We start from the raw sequence: 18,521 nt of genomic DNA on the forward strand, positions 1-18,521 counted from the left end.
AGGGTCACACCGGACGGCGGCAAGGTGACACCGGATGCCGCCAGGGTGACGCGAAATCGGGCAAGCCGACGCGAACCTGCGTCACCTGTGTCACCCTTGCCGGGTGCGGCCCTCATTGCGGGCCGGCAGCAGCTGGAACAGGTTCGCGCGCACCTCGCCATGCACCGCACCGCCGGGCAGGGCCGCACACTCGGTGCCCTGCGTACCTACACGCCGACCCAGGCTCAGGCCCTGAGCGTCGCCCCGCCATCCACATACAGATCGGCCATGGTGATGTGCCCGGCGCGGTCGCTCAGCAGGAACAGCACCGTCTCCGCAATGTCCTCCGGCGTGGCGAGCTTGCCCAGCGGGATGCCGGTCTTGTAGGCTTCCAGGCTGCCCGCGATCACCCGCGCGGCGCCGTCCTCGTCGGCCCACATGCCGGTCTGCATCGGCGTCAGCGTCGATCCGGGGGCCACATGGTTGCAGCGGATGCCGTGCGGCGCCAGCTCCAGCCCCAGGCAGCGGGTGAACATCGCCGCCGCCGCCTTGGACGCGGCATAGGCGGCCATGTTCTGCCGCGGAATGCCCGCCGCGTTGGACCCGACGGTGACGATGCTGCCACGCCCGCGCGGCGCCATCACCCGCCCCAGCGCGCGGCCCAGGTGGAACACGCCATCGGCATTGACCGCAAAGGTCCGCCGCCACTCCGCATCGTCCAGCTCCAGCACCGATGCGGTGGACAGCACGCCGGCGACACTCACGCCCAGCGCGATCGGCCCCCACTCGCGCTCCACCCGTACCACCAGCGCATCCATCGCGCCGCTGTCGGTCACGTCGAGCACCGCCGCATCCGGGCCGGCGGGAAGGGTGAGGTCGGTCGCCATCACCCGCGCGCCTTCCTCCCGCAGCAGCCGCACCACCGCCGCGCCGATGCCGCCGGCCGCTCCGGTGACGAAGGCGATCCGCCCCTCCAGCCCCAGCGACCGGCTCACCGCAGCGCCTCCAGCACATCATTCGTGGCCACCACCCGCGCGCAAGCATCCGCCGCCTGGCGCAACGCGGCGTCGTGCCACTCGCGGGAGAAGTCTCCCAGCGCATCGCCCACCATGAAGGGCTGCAGGTCCAGCTGGAACGCCTCGGCCGCGGTGAACAGGCAGCCGATATGGGCATAGATTCCGCACACGATCAGCTGGTCCCGCCCGCGCGCCCGCATCAGCACCTCCAGATTGCTGCGCTGGAACGCGCTGTAGCGGTGCTTGACCAGCACGATATCCTCCGGGGCAGGGGCCAGCGCGGGGATGATCGGCTGATGCTCCGGCACATGGCGCATGCCCGGGCCCCACAGATCGGCCTGCCGGCCCCGGTCGGCCAGCAGCTGGTCACCCTGCTGCGCGGTGTAGAACACCGGCACGCCCGTGCTCCGCGCCGCCGACAGCAGGGTGCCGATATGCTGCACCAGATCCGGCACCGGCTCGGCCTGGAAGGCGTCGACGAAGTAATGCTGCATGTCATGCACCAGCAGCGCGGCCCGGTCCCGCTCCAGCAGCCAGTCCGCGCGGGAGGCCGGCCAGTCCGCGGCGGCGGGCATGGGGTAGGGGGCGATGCCGGGCAGGCGGCGCGGGGTGTCGGTCATGCGGCTTCTCCGGCCTGTACGGGCATGTCGAGCTCCAGCGCGCGCAGCATGGCCTGGAACTTGGCGGTGGTCTCCGCCAACTCGGCCGCGGGTTCCGATCCGGCGACGATCCCGGCGCCCGCATGCAGCAGGACGTCGCACCCACTGATCTCGGCGCAGCGCAGCGTGACGTGCCACTGCCCGTCGCCCGCCGCATCGACCCAGCCGATCGCCCCGCCATAGAAGCCCCGGCGGTCGCCCTCCAGATCACGGATCGCCTGCAGCGCCGCAGTGCGCGGGACGCCGCCGACCGCCGGGGTGGGATGCAGCAGCGCCGCCAGCCCCGCCGCGCTCGGCCCGTCGCCTCCGGCTAGCGTGCCGCTGATCCGGGTGCCCAGATGCCACATCGTGGCCGTGGAGCGCAGGGCAGGGCCGTCCACGGCCAGATCGGCGCACAGCGGCGCCAGCAGGTCGGCGATATATTCCACCACCAGCGCGTGCTCGCGCCGGTCCTTGTCCGACTGCAGCAGCCGACGGCCTGCCGCCTCGTCGCTCACCCGGTCGATCCCGCGCGGGGTGGAGCCGGCCAGCGGGTGCGACAGGATGGCCGCCGCGCGCCGCTCCACCAGCAGTTCCGGCGTGGCGCCCACCAGCCAGTGGTTCCCCCGGCCGGATACCGGCGCCAGGTCCAGCAGGAAGGTCAGCACCGAAGGGTCGGCGGCATGCAGCCGGCGGGCCAGCACCAGCGGATCGACCGGCTCGCTCGCCCGGGCCGCCATCTGCCGGGCCAGCACCACCTTGCTGAGCGCGCCACCGTCGATCAGGCGCAGCGCCTGCGCCACCATCGCGGCATAGTCGCCCGTCTCGTCCAGCCGGCGCAGGATGGCGGAAGACGCGGCGGACGCGGTGTCCAGCACCGCCTCCGCGGCAGGGCCATGGTGCAGCGCGCCGGCGGCGAACAGGTAGCTGTCCTGCGCCGGATCGAACGGCATCGCCCCGGCCACGATTGCGCTGTCCTCTGCCGCGCTCAGCAGCCGGGCGGCGGCTGCCTCCAGCCCATTCGGCCCGGGCCGCAGATGTCGGGCATTGCCGCGAGCGTGAAGGCTGTTTTCCCGCCCCAGCAACAGCAAGCCGTCGAACGCCACACGATCCTCGTTATCTGCAAGTGATTTGCAGCGGCAATAGACGCTCGCCGTCCCGGCGCAACCCCTCGCGCGTCAGCGGCCGGCAGCGTCGGGCGCGCGGGCCTCCTCGCCACCGAACACCTTGCGGCCGTTGATCCAGGTTTCCAGCACGCGAATCTCGCGCATCTCTTCCGGGCTGGCCATCAGCGGGTCGCGGTCGATCACCAGGAAATCCGCCCGTTGTCCTTCGGCCAACTGCCCGAAGCGCCGGTCGGCAAAGCCCGCATAGGCCGCACCGACCGTGTAGGCGGCCAGTGCCTGTTCGCGGCTGATCGCCTCCTGCGGCTGCCACCCGCCGAACGGCTGGCCATCGGCCCCCGTGCGGCTGATCGCGGCCGCCATGCCGGTGAAGGGCAGCGGCGGCTCCACCGGCGCGTCGGAGCCGAAGGCCAGCGGCGCGCCCGCCGCCAGCATGGAGCGCCAGGCATAGGCGCCCGCCAGCCGGTCCGGCCCCAGCCGCGCCTCCGTCATCTGCCGGTCCGACGGCTGGTGCTGCGGCTGCATGGAGGCGATCGTGCCATGCTGGCCGAAGCGGGTGATGTCCGCCGGGTCCACCACCTGCGCATGTTCGATCCGCCACCGCCGATCGCCATCATAGTCGTCGGACAGTTCGGCGATGGCATCCAGCGCCTCCCGATTGGCGCGGTCCCCGATGGCGTGGATCGCCACCTGGAACTCGTCCATCGCCGCGCGGCTCATCAGGTTGCGCAGCTGCGTTCCGTCCAGCAGCGGCAGGCCGCGATTGTCCGGATCATCGGCATAGGGGGCGTTCAGCAGTGCGCCGCGCGATCCCAGCGCGCCATCCAGGAACAGCTTGATCCCGTTCAGCCGCAGCCGGTCGTCATACAGCCACAGGGTTGGCGCAGGGCCGCCGATCAGCAGCAAGGCATCCACATTGGCGGCATAGGCCATCACGCGGATGTCCAGCCGCCCGGCATCGCCCGCCCGGCGGTAAGTCATCCAGTCTTCCACGCTGGTGCCCATGTCGGCCACGGCGGTGACGCCATTGCGCAGCAGCACGCGCTGCGCCTCGTACAGGGCCAGGTCGCGGTCGGACGCGCGCGGCGGCGGCACCTGCGCATCGACCAGCGCGGTGGCGGCATCCACCAGCACGCCAGCGGGCGCTTTCGACCCCGCGACGCGTTCGATCCGGCCACCCGTGGGATCGGCCGTCTCGGCCGTCACACCGGCGGCCGCCAGCGCGACCGAATTGGCCCAACCCGCATGGCCGTCGGCACGGGCCAGCCACACCGGGCGGTCGCCCACCACCGCGTCCAGTTCGGCCGCGGTCGGGAACCGGCCCAGACCCCAGCGCTCCTGATTCCAGCCGCGGCCGATCAGCCAGGGCTGGTCCGGCTTGGCGGCGGCATAGGCGGCCAGCTTGTCCAGCGCCTCCTGCAGGGAATCGGTGTCCGACAGGTCCAGTGTCAGCTGCGCCAGCCCCAGGCCCATCAGGTGCAGGTGGCCGTCGATCAGCCCGGGGATCACCGTCCGGCCGCGCCCATCCTGGTGATAGTCGATGCCTTCCGGCGCCTTGTCGCGCCGCTGCAGCAGCCGTGTGATGCGCCCGGCATCATCGATCACCATTCCACGAAAGCGCGTGACCTGGCCCTCGCGATCGATCGAGATGCCGTTGATGTTGTCGACCAGCGTATCCGCCAGGGCCGGCGGGGCAGTCGCGGCCAGCAGCGCGGCGGCGAGCAGCAGGGCGCGCTTCATCGGGCGACCTCCGGCAGGTGGCGGACCAGCGCGCTGGTGTCCTGCCGCCCGCCGCCGGTGGCCTGCACGGCGGCATAGAGCTGGTCCACCAGCGCGGTCACCGGCAGCGGCTGCCCGGCGGCATTGGCGGTGGCCAGCGCGATGGCGAGATCCTTGCGCATCCAGTCGATCGCGAAGCCGAAGTCGAACTCGCCCGCCGCCATGCTGGTCCAGCGATTGTCCATCTGCCAGCTCTGCGCCGCGCCGCCGCCGATCGCCTGCAGCACCTTGTCCATCTCCAGCCCCTGGCCCTGCGCGAAGCCGACCGCTTCGGACAGGCCGGCCAGCGTGCCGGCGATGCAGATCTGGTTGACTGCCTTGGCGCTCTGCCCGGCGCCGGCCTCCCCGATATGGACGATGCGGGCGGCATAGGCCTGCAGCACCGGCTCGGCCCGGGCCATCGCCTCCGCCGTGCCGCCGCACATCACCGACAGTTTGCCGTTCTCCGCACCCGCCTGCCCGCCGGAGACGGGCGCATCCAGCGCCAGCAGGCCGAGCCGCTCCGCCTCCGCCGCAACCTGCCGCGCGGCGGCCGGGGAGACGGTGGTGTGATCCACGAACAGCGCGCCGGCCTGCATGGCGGCCAGCGCGCCACCCTTGCCCAGTGCAACCTGCGCCAGATCGGCATCATTGCCGACGCAGCACAGCACCACCTGCGCGGCCTGCACGGCCTCCGCCACGGAAGGCGCGCTCGCCACATCCAGCCCGTCATGCCGTTGCACCCAGCTCTCCGCCTTGGCGGCGGTGCGGTTCCATACGGTGACGCGGTGTCCCGCGCGCGCCAGGTGGCCGGCCATCGGCGCGCCCATCACGCCAATGCCCAGGAAGGTGATCTGCAGGGGTTCGCTCATGCGCCGCCAATGCCGCCTGCGGCGCGGCAAAGCAACGATTGCCCGCCGTGCCGGTTTTCTCCTGCGCCGCTTTGGGCTACGCGCACCGCCCATGGACAGTGCAGACCTGCTCGACAGCACCCTCACCCTTGGCGATGTAGAGGGCGCCGCCGCCCGCATCGCCGGCGCCGTGGTGCGCACGCCCACCCATTACAGCCGCACGCTGTCGCAGATCACCGGCGCGGAGATCTGGCTGAAGTTCGAGAACCACCAGTTCACCGCCGCCTACAAGGAACGCGGCGCGCTGAACGCCCTGCTGCAGATGGACCCGCTCCAGGCCGCGCGCGGTGTCATCACCGCCAGCGCGGGCAACCATGCGCAGGGCCTGTCCTATCACGGTTCACGGCTGGGCGTGCCCGTCACCATCGTGATGCCGCGCACCACGCCCACCGTGAAGATCATGCAGACCGAGCAGGTCGGCGGCACCGTCGTGCTGGAAGGCGAGACCTTTGACGAGGCCAAGGCCCATGCCCACCTGCTGGAAACGGAGCTGGGCCTGACCTTCGTCCACCCGTTCGATCACCCGCATATCGCCGCAGGGCAGGGCACCGTGGCGCTGGAGATGCTGGCCGATGCGCCGGATATCGACTGCATCGTGACGCCGATCGGTGGAGGCGGGCTGATCTCCGGCATGGGCACCGTCGCCAAGGCGCAGAGCCCGGCGATCGAGGTGATCGGCGTGCAGGCGGAACTCTACCCGTCCATGTATGCCCGGCTGAAGGGACAGGTGATGCCCGCCGGCGGCGACACGCTGGCGGAAGGCATCGCGGTCAAGGAGCCAGGGGTCTTCACCAGCCGGATCATCGCCGATGTCGTCGACGACATCCTGCTGGTCGGCGAAAGCGAGCTGGAGCGCGCCGTCGCGCTGCTGTTGCAGATCGAGAAGACGGTGGTGGAAGGCGCCGGCGCGGCGGGGCTGGCGGCGGTGCTGGCGCACCGCGAGCGTTTCGCCGGCCGCACGCTGGGCCTGGTCCTGTGCGGCGGCAATATCGACACAAGGCTGCTGACCAATGTGCTGCTGCGCGATCTTGCCCGGTCGGGCCGCATCGCCCGGCTGCGCATCACGCTGCAGGACCGGCCGGGCGCGCTGTACAAGGTCATGCGGGAGTTCGACGCGCACAACGTCAACATCCTGGAAATCTACCACCAGCGCATCTTCACCACCCTGCCTGCCAAGGGGCTGATCACCGACATCGAATGCGAGGCGCGGGACCGGTCGCAGATCGAACGGCTGGTGACCGCACTGGAACAGCGCGGCTATCTGGTCGGCCAGGTCGAACTCAACTGATCCAGCAGGGGACAGTGCGCAGATATTCGGCGAAAGTGGTTTGCAGGCGGGCGCTTAGTGCCTACCTTTCCGCTCAGACGCCGCTGATTTCTGCCGCCCCCCAGGAAAGTATGCCCGGAACGTGACCGCCCCTGTGCGCTTTCCCCGGTTCTTCGTGACGACACCGTCGCCGTGTCCGTATCTGCCCGGGCGGACCGAACGCAAGGTCTTCACGGAGCTGAAGGGCCCCCAGGCGGACGGGTTGAACGATGCGCTGAGCCGGATCGGCTTCCGCCGCAGCCAGACCGTTGCCTACCGCCCCAGCTGCCTGGATTGCCGCGCCTGCGTGTCGGTCCGCGTCGTCGCGGAGGAATTTCGCCCCTCCTCCACGCAGAAGCGGGCGTTCAGGCGCAATGGCGACCTGATCGTCACCGAATGCCGCCCCTGGGCTACCGCCGAACAGTTCGCCCTGCTGCAACGCTACCTCGCCAGCCGCCATCCCGGCGGCGGCATGGCGGCGATGGACGAGATCGACTTCGCCGACATGGTGGAACACACGACCGTCTCCAGCAGCATGATCGAATATCGGGAGCCGGACGAGCATGGCGAGCCCGGCCGCCTGATCGGCGCCTGCCTGACCGACCGGCAGGGCGACGGGCTGTCGATGATCTACAGCTTCTATGACCCCGACGATGGCGCACGGGCGGGGCTGGGCAACTACATCATCCTGGAACATATCCGCCGCGCCGCTGCCGAGGGGCTGCGCTACGTCTATCTCGGCTACTGGGTCGATGGCTCCAGCCGGATGCAGTACAAGGTCCGCTACCGCCCGCTGGAACGGCTGGAGGCCACCGGCTGGGTGCGCTTCGGTGACGAGGAACAGGCGGCGCTGATCGCCCGGGTCACCGCCGCTCCCCAGGAAGGCGATCGCAAGCTGAGCGGCGAAGGCAAGGACGGCGCCCCGGGCGGGCAGCAGCAATACAAGGTCAAGCAGGACTAGCCGAGCGGACCGTCCGCCCGGCGGTACAGCGCCGTCTCGGCCGCACGCCGCCGCACCAGTCCGGCCAGCACACGTCCGCCCGCCCGGTTCCAGCGCCCGAACTGCTCCGCCGCGCCGGCATGGTCACCGGCCAGGTGCATCCGCAGCAGCGTGGAACTGGCCAGCGCCTGCGTACCGATATTGTAGGCGAGGGAGACCAGCGCATCGAACTGGTTCCGGCCCGTTGCACTCTCGCCCAGCAGCGCTGCCAACTCTTCGGCAAACTGCGCGACATGCGTGGCGAAGCGCGCATCGCACCGCTCCTGCGCCCACACCGCGCCGGGGGTAATCGCCTTGCCGTCCTCGTCCGTGGTCGAGCCCCAGCCAATCGTCCACGGGGCGCCGCCGGTGCCGGGATCGGGATAGGCCTCGACCGTCCCATCACTGCGCCGCTTTGCGCAGCCCTCGAACTCCCGGATCAGCCGCAATCCCGCATCACCGATCATCCGCTCGCCACCGGTCGTTGTTTCGCTGGTGATCGCCTGGTCAATGGCGTCATCCAGCCGGGTGACTTCCGATCGGGAGATACCCCGGCCCAGGATCAGGCGTACGGCGTCGAAAATGGCTTTCCTGTTCATCTGCTGTCCTCCGATGGCAAGGGCAGCGCATTAGGAACAGCATGGAGGTGTAGGAAAATGGTTTCTCCCAAGCCAGAGAAGGAACCACACCGGTTCAGCAACTGTCGCCTTGCCGCATTCGGAAAAGGGCGCCCGGATCGCTCCGGACGCCCCTTGTCATGTCGCTGCAGAGCCGATCAGGCGCTGTAGTACATGTCGAACTCGACCGCGCTCGGCGTGGTCTCGAAGCGGATCACCTCTTCCTGCTTCAGCTCGACATAGGCCTCGATCTGCTCCTTGGTAAACACGTCACCGCGCAGCAGGAACTCGTGATCGGCCATGACCGAATCGAGGGCCTCGCGCAGCGAAGCGCAGACGGTCGGCACCTCGGCCAGTTCGGCCGGGGGCAGGTCGTACAGGTTCTTGTCCATCGCCTCACCCGGGTGGATGCGGTTCTGGATGCCGTCCAGGCCGGCCATCAGCAGCGCGGCGTAGCACAGATAGGGGTTGGCCATCGCGTCAGGGAAGCGGAACTCCACCCGCTTGCTCTTCTCGCCCGAACCGTAGGGGATGCGGCACGAGGCCGAACGGTTGCGCGCGGAATAGGCCAGCAGCACCGGCGCCTCGAAGCCCGGCACCAGCCGCTTGTAGCTGTTGGTGGTCGGGTTGGTGAAGGCGTTCAGCGCCTTGGCATGCTTGATCACGCCGCCGATGAAATACAGGCAGGTGTCCGACAGGCCGGCATAGCCGTTGCCGGCGAAGGTCGGCTTGCCGCCATCCCAGATCGAGAAGTGGGTGTGCATGCCGCTGCCATTGTCGCCCTTGATCGGCTTGGGCATGAAGGTCGCGGTCTTGCCGTAGGCGTGGGCGACCATGTGGACCACATACTTGTAGATCTGCATGCGGTCGGCCGTCTGCACCAGCGTGCCGAAGGTCATGCCCAGCTCGTGCTGCGCCGCCGCCACCTCGTGGTGGTGCTTGTCGCAGGGCAGGCCCATTTCCAGCATGGTGGAAACCATCTCGCCACGGATGTCGACGGCGCTGTCCACCGGCGCCACCGGGAAGTAGCCGCCCTTCACGCGCGGACGGTGGCCCATATTGCCGGCGTCCATTTCGGTGTTGGTGTTGGTCGGCAGCTCGATATCGTCGATCTGGAAGCCGGAACCGTTGTAGCCGTCGTGCCAGCGCACATCGTCGAACATGAAGAACTCGGCTTCGGGGCCGACATAGACGGTGTCGCCGATGCCCAGGCTCTTCATGTAGTTTTCGGCGCGCTTGGCGGTGGTGCGCGGGTCGCGGGCATACCATTCGCCGGTCGACGGCTCGATGATGTCGCAGAACACGATCATCATCGGCGTGGCGCTGAACGGGTCCATATAGACCTCGGTCAGGTCGGGCTTCAGCACCATGTCCGATTCATTGATGACCTTCCATCCTTCGATGGAGGAGCCGTCGAACATCAGGCCTTCTTCCAGCTGGTCCTCGTCCAGCGCGGATGCGACCATGGACAGGTGGTGCCACTTGCCCTTGGGATCGGTGAAGCGCAGGTCGACCCACTCGATCTCCTCGTCCTTGATCCGCTTCATGACTTCCGATGCAGTGGACATGGCGTTCCTTCCTTGACGCTAGAATGCTTGGGCGCAGGGCCGCGACCCTGCGGAATTCGGTTCAGATCGCGGCGTCGTCCCGCTCTCCGGTGCGGATGCGCAGCACGGTGTCGACGGTGCTGACGAAGATCTTGCCGTCGCCGATGCGCCCGGTCTGGGCCGCGGCGCTGACCGCCTCCACCACCGCATCGGCCAGGCTGTCGGGCACCACGACCTCCAGCTTCACCTTGGGCAGGAAGTCGACCACATATTCGGCGCCGCGATAGAGCTCGGTATGGCCCTTCTGCCGGCCGAAGCCCTTCGCCTCGGTCACGGTGATGCCGGACACGCCGACCTCGTGCAGCGCCTCCTTCACCTCGTCGAGCTTGAAGGGTTTGATGATCGCTTCGATCTTCTTCACAACTGTCCCCGCGGGTCCGATGCCGGACTGTCCTGATCGCTGCCGTGGCGCGATTCCTGTTCGGGGCGTAGACAATTGTGCTGCGCCGCGAAAGAGCGATCAGCAAGATTGCAACATGATTGTGCTACCGGAGCAACGGCTTCGTTCACGCCGGGCCGGTTTTGCGTCAATTCATTGCCTAAAAAGGCGGCAAGTGCCCGCAAATGCGGCAGCGGCTTACAGCCGCAGCCCGCTCGCCTCGTCCAGCCCGGCCATCAGGTTCAGCGACTGGATCGCCGCACCGCTCGCGCCCTTGCCCAGATTGTCGAGCAGAGCGATGAGCCGCGCCTGGCTGCCGTCGGCGGCGGCGAACACATGCAGTTCCAGCCGGTCGCTGCCCGGGGCGCCGGCGCGCAGCAGCAGTTCGTCGGGCCGCGCATCGGCCACAGACACGACCGGACTGCCGGCATAGAACTCCGCCAGCGCATTCCGCAACGCATCGGCAGGGGCTGCACCGGGGATGGCCACCAGCGGCAGCGGCACTTCCACCGCCATGCCGCGATGGGCGGCTATCACCGCCGGTGAGAAGACCGGGTCATGCACCAGCCCGCCATGCCGGCGCATCTCCGCCAGATGCTTGTGCCCCAGCGCCAAGCCATAGCCGCGCCAGGCGATGTCGCCATCATCCTCGAACCGTTCGATCAGCGCCTTGCCGCCGCCGGAATAACCGGACACGGCGTTGACGGTGTAGGGCCAGTCCGCCGGCAGCAGGCCGCCGCGCACCAACGGCGCCACCAGCGCCAGGAAACCGGTGGGGTAGCAGCCGGGATTGCTCACCCGCTGCGCACCGGCGACGACGTCGCGCCCGACCAGTTCGGGGAAGCCATAGGTCCAGCCTGTCGCCACCCGGAACGCGGTGGAGGCGTCGATCACCCGCGTGACGCTGGCCGGATCGATCAGCGCGACTGCCTCGCGAGCGGCGTCATCCGGCAGGCACAGGATGGCGAAGTCCGCCTCGTTCAGCGCTTCGCGGCGGGCGGCGGGATCCTTGCGGCGGTCGCCTTCCAGCACCAGCAGCTCGAACTCCGGGCGGGGTGCCAGCCGCTCCACGATCTCCAGCCCGGTCGTACCGGCCGCGCCGTCGATGAACACCGTGTGCGCCATCAGGGCAGCATCTCCAGCCGGTCCAGCCGGACATAGCCGACCGGCCCTTCCAGCGACAGGCAGCCCCAGGCCCAATCCGGCCCGACCTCCAGCACTTCGAAACTGTCGCCTTCCATCAGCGTGCACAATTCCTCTGCCGCCATGTCCGGCTGCGGCAGCAGCGGCGCGCCGCCGGGCAGCACGGTGCGCGGCTGCGGCACGGCGTAATGGGGCACGAAATGCCGGCCGGCGAGCGCGATATGCGCCAGGTCGCCGCGCAGCGGCAGCGCCCCGGCGGCGGGCCGTTCGACCGCGCCGCTCAGCGCATAGGGGCCCCGATTGCGGTGCATATCCGCACCGGCGGCATCATCCGGATGGGCGGCGATCGCGCCACTCGGTTCCTCTGTCACGTGCATCGCGGGCGCTTACCTGCCGACCGCCCGATCGGCAAGCCGCACCAACATGGCTCAACCTGCGAAGCGGGCGCGCAGCATGTGCCAGGCGGCCCGCAGGCCCAGCGCCTCTCCGCCGCGCGGGCGGCCGGGGCGGGCGGCGGGGTTCCAGGCGAAGGTGTCGAAATGCGCCCAGTCGATCGGCCGGCCCGCCGCATCGTCGCTCACGAACCGATCCAGGAACAGCGCGGCGGTGACCGCGCCGGCGAAGCTGTTGGCGGTGGCATTGTTGATATCGGCGATGTCGGACTTCAGCCCTTCGGCATAGGGGGCGTGCAGCGGCAGGCGCCAGACCGGATCATCCTGCGCGCGCCCTGCGGCCAGCAGCGCCTCCGCCGTCGCGTCCTCTCGGGCGAACATGGCCGGCAGGTCGGGGCCCAGCGCCACCCGCGCCGCGCCGGTCAGGGTGGCGAAGTCGAGCAGAAGGGCGGGGCTCTCCTCGCTGGCGCGGGTCAGCGCATCGGCCAGGATCAGGCGCCCTTCGGCATCGGTATTGCCGATCTCCACGCTCAGCCCCTTGCGGCTGCGCAGCACGTCACCCGGGCGGAAGGCGTTGCCGGCGATGGCATTCTCCACCGCCGGGACCAGGCAATGCAGCCGCACATCCAGCCCGGCCTCCATCACCAGCCGCGCGAGGGCCAGGGCATGCGCCGCGCCGCCCATGTCCTTCTTCATCAGCAGCATGCCGGCCGACGGCTTGATGTCGAGCCCGCCCGAATCGAAGCACACCCCCTTGCCGACCAGTGCCAGCACCGGCGCGCCGGCACGGCCCCAGGTCAGGTGCAGCAGGCGGGGCGCATGATGGTGCGCGGCGGCGCGGCCCACGGCGTGGATCATCGGGTAGTCCGCTTCCAACCCTTCGCCGCGGATCACGGTCAGTTCCGCGCGGGTGGCGGCGGCGATCCCCTCGGCCACCTGCTGCAGCGCGGCGGGCCCCATGTCCTCTGCCGGTGTGTTCACCAGATCGCGCACCAGCTGCATCGCGCGCGCTTCCGCCAGCGCGCCGTCGATCGCCGCCGCTTCCCTGGTCAGCAGCACCCGCGGGCCTTCGGCGGCAGGGTCGCTGGCATAGCGGGTGAAGCGATATTGCGCGGTCTGCCAGCCGAGCAGGGCATGGCCGACGCCGGCCAACCCGCTCTCGTCCGCCAGCCGGTATGTGCCGGCGGGCAGCACCTCGGCCAGCCGGGCCAGGCACCAGCTGGTCAGCCGGGCTGCATCCTTGACCCCGCCCAGCGCCAGCCAGCTCTCGCCATCCGGTACGATCGCGGTCTGTCCGGGCTTGCCGGTGAAGCGCTGTGCCGCCAGCAGGGAGCGTTGCGGTCCGCTCAGCGTTGTGGCGGTGCGGTCGAAGCTGTCGGTCGTGACCAGGCGGATGGTGGTGGCGGCGCCGCCGCGATCCGGCTGGATCAATTCGTCTTTCGTGCCCATAGAAAGGCCGCTTGCCTGTTTGCGCAAGGTTTGGAAAGGTTGTCCGTGATGCGCTTGGTTCTCCTTCTTGCCTGTTCGGCAGCGATGGCCGGCTGCACCGGACCTGCCGGGGAGCAGCCGGAGCAGCAGGCGGACGCGCCCGCCGCCACCGTCACCGCAGTCGCCACCGACTCGCCCGCCCCTCAGCCTGTCGAAACCGGGCTGGCAGCGCGCAAGAGCGGCGGGGCGCGTGCCGTGACGGAAGAAACTGACGATTACATGTTCACCTACAGCTATCCGGCTGCGGCGGGATCGATCGCCCCGCTGGGTGACCTGCTGGACCGACAGCTGGAACAACGCCGCACCGAACTCGCCACCTCCTCCGCGCAGGCGAAGCGGGAGGCGCGGGCGGACGGCTTTCCGTACAACAAGCACAGCTACCAGGCGGAATGGAAGGTCGTGGCCAGCCTTCCCGACTGGCTGAGCCTGTCGAACGAATTCAGCAGCTATAGCGGCGGCGCGCACGGGATCTATGGCGTGTCGTCGCTGGTGTGGGACAAGCAGGAGGCCGAGGCGATCGAGGCGATCGAGCTGTTCACCTCGCCCCAGGCACTGGAAGACGCGCTGGGCGACCGGTTCTGCGACGGGCTGAACAAGCAGCGGGAGGAACGTCGCGGCGAACCGGTGAACCCCGATGCGGACGACCTGTTCAACAACTGCCCGGACATGGACGAGCTGACCGTGCTGGTCGGCTCCGGCAACGGGCGCCGGTTCGACCGTCTGACCCTCTATGCCGGCCCCTACGTCGCCGGCCCCTATGCGGAGGGCGATTTCCGGGTGAACCTGCCGGTTGACCGGGCCGTGCTGCAGACGGTCAAGCCGCAGTACCGCAACAGCTTCGCCACCCGCAGCCGGGCCTGAGTGGCCGGTCCGGCTGGAAAAGCCGGGCACCAGCCGCTACATCGCGCGGCATGACCGAATATCAGCAGATCGAGGCGGGCGATGCCGTCACTCGCGACGGGACCATCAAGCTGCACGGGCCGGACGCCTTTGCCGGCATGCGCCGGGCGGGGCGGCTGGCGGCGGAGATCCTGGACGCGATCGGGGAATATGTGCGGCCCGGCGTCACCACGGGGGAACTGGACGACCGTATCCGCACCATGATGCTGGATGGCGGCTCCGTGCCGGCCACGCTGGGCTATCGCGGCTATACCCACTCCTCCTGCATCTCCATCAACCATGTCGTGTGCCATGGCATCCCTTCGGCCAAGACGCTGAAGGATGGCGACATCCTGAACATCGACGTGACGCCGCTGCTGGATGGCTGGCACGGCGATTCCAGCCGGATGTATGTGGCGGGCGAAACCTCCATCAAGGCGAAGCGCCTGATCGAGGTGACGTACGAATGCCTGATGATCGGCATCGAACATGCCCGTCCCGGCGGCCGGCTGGGCGATATCGGCGCGGCGATCCAGGACTATGCCGAAGGGCACCGGTATGGCGTGGTGCGCGATTTCTGCGGCCATGGCGTGGGCCGTCTGTTTCATGACGCCCCGGAGGTGGTCCATGCCGGACGCGCCGGCACCGGTCCGGAACTGAAGCCTGGCATGATCTTCACCATCGAACCGATGATCAATCTGGGCCGCCCGGCGGTGAAGGTGCTGAACGATGGCTGGACCGCGGTGACGCGGGACAAGAGCCTGTCCGCGCAGTTCGAACATTCCATCGGCATCACCGAGGACGGGTGCGAGATCTTCACCGGCAGCCCCGCTGGGATCGAGAAGCCGAACTTCGCCTGAGCGTAGGGGCTAGCTCTCCCGTGCGGCGCGGATCGCGGCACCGCCGGCGAAGGGCGCCAGCGCCACCAGCACCAGGCTGATCGCGCCGCACAGCGCCACGCCGCTGGTACCACCGGTGCTCAGCGCACCGGCACCGAACACCAGCAGCGGCACGGCCAGCGGGATCAGCAGCAGCCCGGCGAGCGCCATGCCGGCGCTGCGAAGGCCCAGTGTCAGCGCGGCGATGATGATGCCGATCGCCGCCAGCCCCGGCGTGCCCGCCAGCAGGCCCAGCTCCACGATCGCCAGCGTGCGTCCGTCCAGCCCCAGCAGCGCGGCGGCGGGCAGGGCGGCCAGCATCAGCGGCGGTCCGAAGCTCAGCCAGTGCGCCAGCAGCCGGATGGCGACCACCAGCTCCTCCGCAATGCCCCGCATCGCCCACTGATCGAAGAAGCCGCTCTGGAAATCGCTGGCCAGCAGCCGGTCCAGCGGCAGGATCGCGGCGAGCAGCGCGGCCACCCAGATCACCCCGCCGCCGGTGCGCGCCAGCAGCTGCGGGTCCGGCCCTACGGCGAAGGGGTACAGCATCGCCACCGCCAGGAAGAACAGCAGCGGCAGCAGCGTGCCGCCTTGGCGCCCCGGCAGCAGGGTCGCAAGATCGCGCCGCAGCAAGGTCGCCGCGACCCTCATGCCGCGTGGGTCCGCAGGTCCATCACCGCCGCGCCATCCAGCGCGATCGGCTGGTGGCTGGCGACGATCACCGCGCCCCCTTGCGCGCGCCGCTCCGCGATCAGTGTCTCGACCAGCGCCACGCCGGCATCGTCCAGCCCGTTCAGCGGCTCGTCCAGCAGCCAGTGTCGGGCCCCTTGTCCGATCAGCCGCGCCAGCGCAGCACGCTTGCGCTGCCCGGTGGACAGATAGCGCACCGGCACATCCAGCAGGGTGTGGAGGCCCAGCCGCTCCAGCGGCATCGGGCCGCCATCCATGCGCCGCCAGAAGGCGAGCGCGGCATCGAGGGGTTGGTGTTCATCCAGCGCCAGCGCCCCATCCAGCAGGGCAAAGGCGCCGGATCGCTCCACCGCCCCTGCGAACGGACGCAGCAATCCGGCCGCGATCCGCAGCAGGCTGGTCTTGCCGATCCCATTCGGCCCGGTCAGGTGCAGGGCCTGCCCCGGCGCCAGCGCCAGTTCCAGCGGACCCCATAGCAGCCGGTCGCCCCGGCGGCACACCAGTCCCGTCGCTGTCAATGCCGCCTGCATGAAGCCCGGCCTAGGCGATCGCCGGTGCGCCAGCAAGAGAAACCACTCCGGATGTTTCAGCGGGGAAACATTGCCGGAATGGTTCCCCTTGCGGATTTCTACTGTGCGGTTGTTTCCGTGGGTAGCCCCACGATCTCGGCACCCGCCAGCACTTGCGCCGTGGAGCTGGTGACCGTGTCGCCCACAGGTTCCGCCCGGCCGCCCAGGCAGGTCGCCAGGAAGTTCTCGGCCACGGCATTGAACGCGATGTTGTTCACCGGCTTGGCAAAGCCGTGCCCTTCATCGGGGAACAGCACGTAGGTGACCGGCACGCCCGCCGCCTGCATCGCCGCCACGATCTGGTCGCTTTCGGACTGCTTCACCCGCGGATCGTTGGCGCCCTGGCCGATCAGCAGCGGCTTGGTGATCTCGCCGGCCTTGTACAGCGGGCTGCGCTCCTTCAGCAGCGCCAGCCCTTCGGGCGTGGTGGGGTCGCCCATCCGCTCGTGAAACTGCTTCACCATCGGCTCCCAATAGGCGGGGATGGTCTCCAGCAGCGTTTCCAGGTTGGACGGGCCGACGATGTCGACCCCGCAGGCGAAGGTCTCGGGCGTGAAGGTCAGGCCCGCCAGCGTGGCATAGCCGCCATAGGAGCCGCCCATGATCGCCACCTTCTCAGGCAGAGCGATCCCCCCGGCCACGGCCCAGCTCACCGCGTCCAGCAGATCCTCATGCATCGCCGCGCCCCACTGCAGGTTGCCCGCATTGATGAAGTCCTTGCCAAGCCCGGTGGAGCCGCGGAAATTGACGGACAGCACGGCATAGCCGCGATTGGCCAGCCATTGATGCGCCCGGTTGAAGCCGTAATTGTCGCGCGCCCACGGCCCGCCATGCACCAGCAGCACCATCGGCACCGCGGCATCGGGCACGCCGTCGCCGTCGGGATCGCTGCCGGGGGGCAGGGTCAGGTAGCTGACCAGCGGCTTGCCGTCGCGTGCGGCGATCTCCACCGGGTGCATCGGCTGCAGCGGCGCGCCCTCCAGCTCTGGTCGGCTGTTGTAGAACTCGGTCAGCGTGCCGGCGGGGCGGTCATAGACATAGACCCTGGTCGGCCCGGTCAGCGGGTCGTTCCACACAACCCACTTGGTGTCGTCATGCGTGCGCGACTGCACGCCGAAATCACCTTCCAGCTGGCTGCCGAGGAAGGCCAGGCTGGCACCCACTTCGGCATCCAGCGCGGTCCACTCGGTTCGCAGGTAGTTGACCGAATAGGCCTCCACCTCGCCCGTGCGGGGATCGGTCATGGTGCCGCCGATATCGGCCTTGTCGCTTTCGGCGATGATCCGCTTTTCACCGGTGGTGGTGTCTTCGGCGATCAGCGCCGCGGTGTTGCGCCCGCGCGAATCGATCCAGTACAGCGTCTTGCCGTCGGTGGTGTAGCCGGCGACGCTGGTGGTCAGCGAATCTTCCATTGCCGTGCTCTCGCGCGGGGTTTCGGCGACCTTGCCGTCGGTGATCTCGAACATGTCGGTGCCGCCGGCGGCGTTCATCTGCAGCGCCCAGCGCAGGGTCAGGCTGTCATCGGCGAGGAAGCCGACATAGCCGGAATTTTCCATCACCGGCGTCAGCTCGCCAGTGGTCAGGTCCAGCAGGTGGACGTCGTGCAGCCGCGGATCGCGGTTGTTCACGCCAACCAGCACCTTGTCGGTGATGGTGTTGGACGTGCCGACGACCTGCACCCGCGTATTCTCGAACGGGGTCAGCGTGCGCTCCTGCCCGCTGGCCACATCCACCTGATACAGCAGGTAATTCTCGTCCCCGCCCTTGTCCTGCACATACAGGATGCTGCGCGCATCGGGCGCCCAGAAATATTGCGGGATCGGCCGGTCGGTCGAACTGGTCATGCGGCGCGCCTGGTCCGGGCTGGCGGCGGGCGCGATCCAGACATTCATCACGCCCTCGTGCGGCGCCAGCCAGCTGATCCACTGTCCATCCGGGCTGATCTGCCCGCCAGCGCGCGTGGGATTGCCATACAGCGCATCGCGCGGGATCAGCGGAACGGACTTCACGGCGTCGGCGGCATTGGAACTTTGCGGGGCGGTCATGGAATCTCCCGATTGGGCAAGTGCGTTGGTTGGGGCGATGGCCAGGGCCAGAGCGGCGATGGAGCCGCTGGTCGCCAAGTGCTTGAACATGTGAACTCTCCCCCCGGATGTCTGATCCCCTGA

Annotated in this window: 18 protein-coding genes; 4 read left to right on the forward strand and 14 right to left on the reverse strand. The window is 69.1% G+C overall.

The features are described 5' to 3' along the window. Positions 1–224 precede the first annotated feature (224 nt). The 5 genes from D5S08_RS10870 to D5S08_RS10890 form a co-directional block, all read right to left on the reverse strand. Positions 225–974, reverse strand: coding sequence for a 2,3-dihydro-2,3-dihydroxybenzoate dehydrogenase (locus tag D5S08_RS10870; protein WP_206610323.1), 750 nt, complete (start codon positions 972–974; stop codon positions 225–227). Beyond that, on the reverse strand, positions 971–1,615 hold the full coding sequence (locus tag D5S08_RS10875) for an isochorismatase family protein (RefSeq protein WP_121118409.1): 645 nt from the start codon (positions 1,613–1,615) through the stop codon (positions 971–973). The genes D5S08_RS10870 and D5S08_RS10875 overlap by 4 nt, the downstream gene beginning before the upstream one ends. After that, entirely contained in the window at positions 1,612–2,739 is a 1,128-nt protein-coding gene (locus tag D5S08_RS10880) for an isochorismate synthase (RefSeq protein ID WP_206610324.1), read from the reverse strand. Before D5S08_RS10880 ends, D5S08_RS10875 begins: the two co-directional genes overlap by 4 nt. Positions 2,740–2,811: 72 nt before the next feature. Then, complete coding sequence (locus tag D5S08_RS10885; RefSeq protein ID WP_121118411.1) at positions 2,812–4,497, reverse strand: amidohydrolase; 1,686 nt, start codon at positions 4,495–4,497, stop codon at positions 2,812–2,814. Continuing rightward, the gene (locus tag D5S08_RS10890; protein WP_121118413.1) at positions 4,494–5,387 is read right to left on the reverse strand and encodes an NAD(P)-dependent oxidoreductase; all 894 of its coding nucleotides are present in this window, start codon (positions 5,385–5,387) and stop codon (positions 4,494–4,496) included. Before D5S08_RS10890 ends, D5S08_RS10885 begins: the two co-directional genes overlap by 4 nt. A gap of 91 nt (positions 5,388–5,478) precedes the next feature. Between D5S08_RS10890 and D5S08_RS10895 the strand changes: the two genes are divergently transcribed. Together D5S08_RS10895 and D5S08_RS10900 are read left to right on the forward strand one after the other, a co-directional pair. Continuing rightward, a complete protein-coding gene (locus D5S08_RS10895) occupies positions 5,479–6,714 on the forward strand; it encodes a threonine ammonia-lyase (protein ID WP_121118415.1) in 1,236 nt (411 codons plus the stop codon). Between the two features lie 121 nt (positions 6,715–6,835). Then, on the forward strand, positions 6,836–7,693 hold the full coding sequence (locus D5S08_RS10900; RefSeq protein ID WP_121118417.1) for an arginyltransferase: 858 nt from the start codon (positions 6,836–6,838) through the stop codon (positions 7,691–7,693). Here the strand turns inward: D5S08_RS10900 and D5S08_RS10905 are convergent. From D5S08_RS10905 to D5S08_RS10930, 6 genes are all read right to left on the reverse strand, one after another. After that, complete coding sequence (locus tag D5S08_RS10905) at positions 7,690–8,310, reverse strand: lysozyme (protein ID WP_121118419.1); 621 nt, start codon at positions 8,308–8,310, stop codon at positions 7,690–7,692. The genes D5S08_RS10900 and D5S08_RS10905 overlap by 4 nt on opposite strands. A 176-nt stretch (positions 8,311–8,486) precedes the next feature. Continuing rightward, positions 8,487–9,896 carry a type I glutamate--ammonia ligase gene (gene glnA, locus D5S08_RS10910; RefSeq protein WP_121118421.1) on the reverse strand — a complete coding sequence of 470 codons (1,410 nt, stop codon included), beginning with the start codon at positions 9,894–9,896 and terminating at the stop codon, positions 8,487–8,489. A 61-nt stretch (positions 9,897–9,957) separates the two neighbouring features. After that, complete coding sequence (locus D5S08_RS10915) at positions 9,958–10,296, reverse strand: P-II family nitrogen regulator (RefSeq protein WP_121118423.1); 339 nt, start codon at positions 10,294–10,296, stop codon at positions 9,958–9,960. Between the two features lie 216 nt (positions 10,297–10,512). After that, positions 10,513–11,439 carry an N-acetyl-gamma-glutamyl-phosphate reductase gene (gene argC / locus D5S08_RS10920; RefSeq protein WP_121118425.1) on the reverse strand — a complete coding sequence of 309 codons (927 nt, stop codon included), beginning with the start codon at positions 11,437–11,439 and terminating at the stop codon, positions 10,513–10,515. Next, positions 11,439–11,834, reverse strand: a complete 396-nt coding sequence (locus D5S08_RS10925) for a hypothetical protein (RefSeq protein ID WP_241557353.1) — start codon at positions 11,832–11,834, stop codon at positions 11,439–11,441. The genes argC and D5S08_RS10925 overlap by 1 nt, the downstream gene beginning before the upstream one ends. 51 nt (positions 11,835–11,885) lie before the next feature. After that, positions 11,886–13,298: a leucyl aminopeptidase family protein gene (locus D5S08_RS10930; protein WP_121118427.1), complete on the reverse strand. Its 1,413-nt coding sequence runs from the start codon at positions 13,296–13,298 to the stop codon at positions 11,886–11,888. A 48-nt stretch (positions 13,299–13,346) separates the two neighbouring features. On the opposite strand from D5S08_RS10930, the gene D5S08_RS10935 reads away from it, so the two are divergent. Together D5S08_RS10935 and map are read left to right on the forward strand one after the other, a co-directional pair. Next, positions 13,347–14,198 carry a DUF4163 domain-containing protein gene (locus tag D5S08_RS10935; protein ID WP_241557354.1) on the forward strand — a complete coding sequence of 284 codons (852 nt, stop codon included), beginning with the start codon at positions 13,347–13,349 and terminating at the stop codon, positions 14,196–14,198. A gap of 50 nt (positions 14,199–14,248) precedes the next feature. Beyond that, a complete protein-coding gene (map, locus tag D5S08_RS10940; protein WP_121118431.1) occupies positions 14,249–15,076 on the forward strand; it encodes a type I methionyl aminopeptidase in 828 nt (275 codons plus the stop codon). A gap of 9 nt (positions 15,077–15,085) precedes the next feature. On the opposite strand, the gene D5S08_RS10945 is transcribed toward map, so the two are convergent. The 3 genes from D5S08_RS10945 to D5S08_RS10955 all read right to left on the reverse strand — a co-directional run bounded on the left by D5S08_RS10945 (position 15,086) and on the right by D5S08_RS10955 (position 18,488). Further along, positions 15,086–15,745 (reverse strand): heme exporter protein CcmB, encoded by a 660-nt coding sequence (locus D5S08_RS10945; RefSeq protein ID WP_121118433.1) that lies wholly within the window; start codon positions 15,743–15,745, stop codon positions 15,086–15,088. Next, complete coding sequence (gene ccmA / locus D5S08_RS10950; protein WP_121118435.1) at positions 15,742–16,314, reverse strand: heme ABC exporter ATP-binding protein CcmA; 573 nt, start codon at positions 16,312–16,314, stop codon at positions 15,742–15,744. Before ccmA ends, D5S08_RS10945 begins: the two co-directional genes overlap by 4 nt. Before the next feature lie 98 nt (positions 16,315–16,412). Next, positions 16,413–18,488: a S9 family peptidase gene (locus tag D5S08_RS10955; protein WP_241557355.1), complete on the reverse strand. Its 2,076-nt coding sequence runs from the start codon at positions 18,486–18,488 to the stop codon at positions 16,413–16,415. Between the last annotated feature and the right edge of the window lie 33 nt (positions 18,489–18,521).

The organism is Croceibacterium ferulae, assembly GCF_003660445.1.
GTDB classification, from domain to species: domain Bacteria; phylum Pseudomonadota; class Alphaproteobacteria; order Sphingomonadales; family Sphingomonadaceae; genus Croceibacterium; species Croceibacterium ferulae.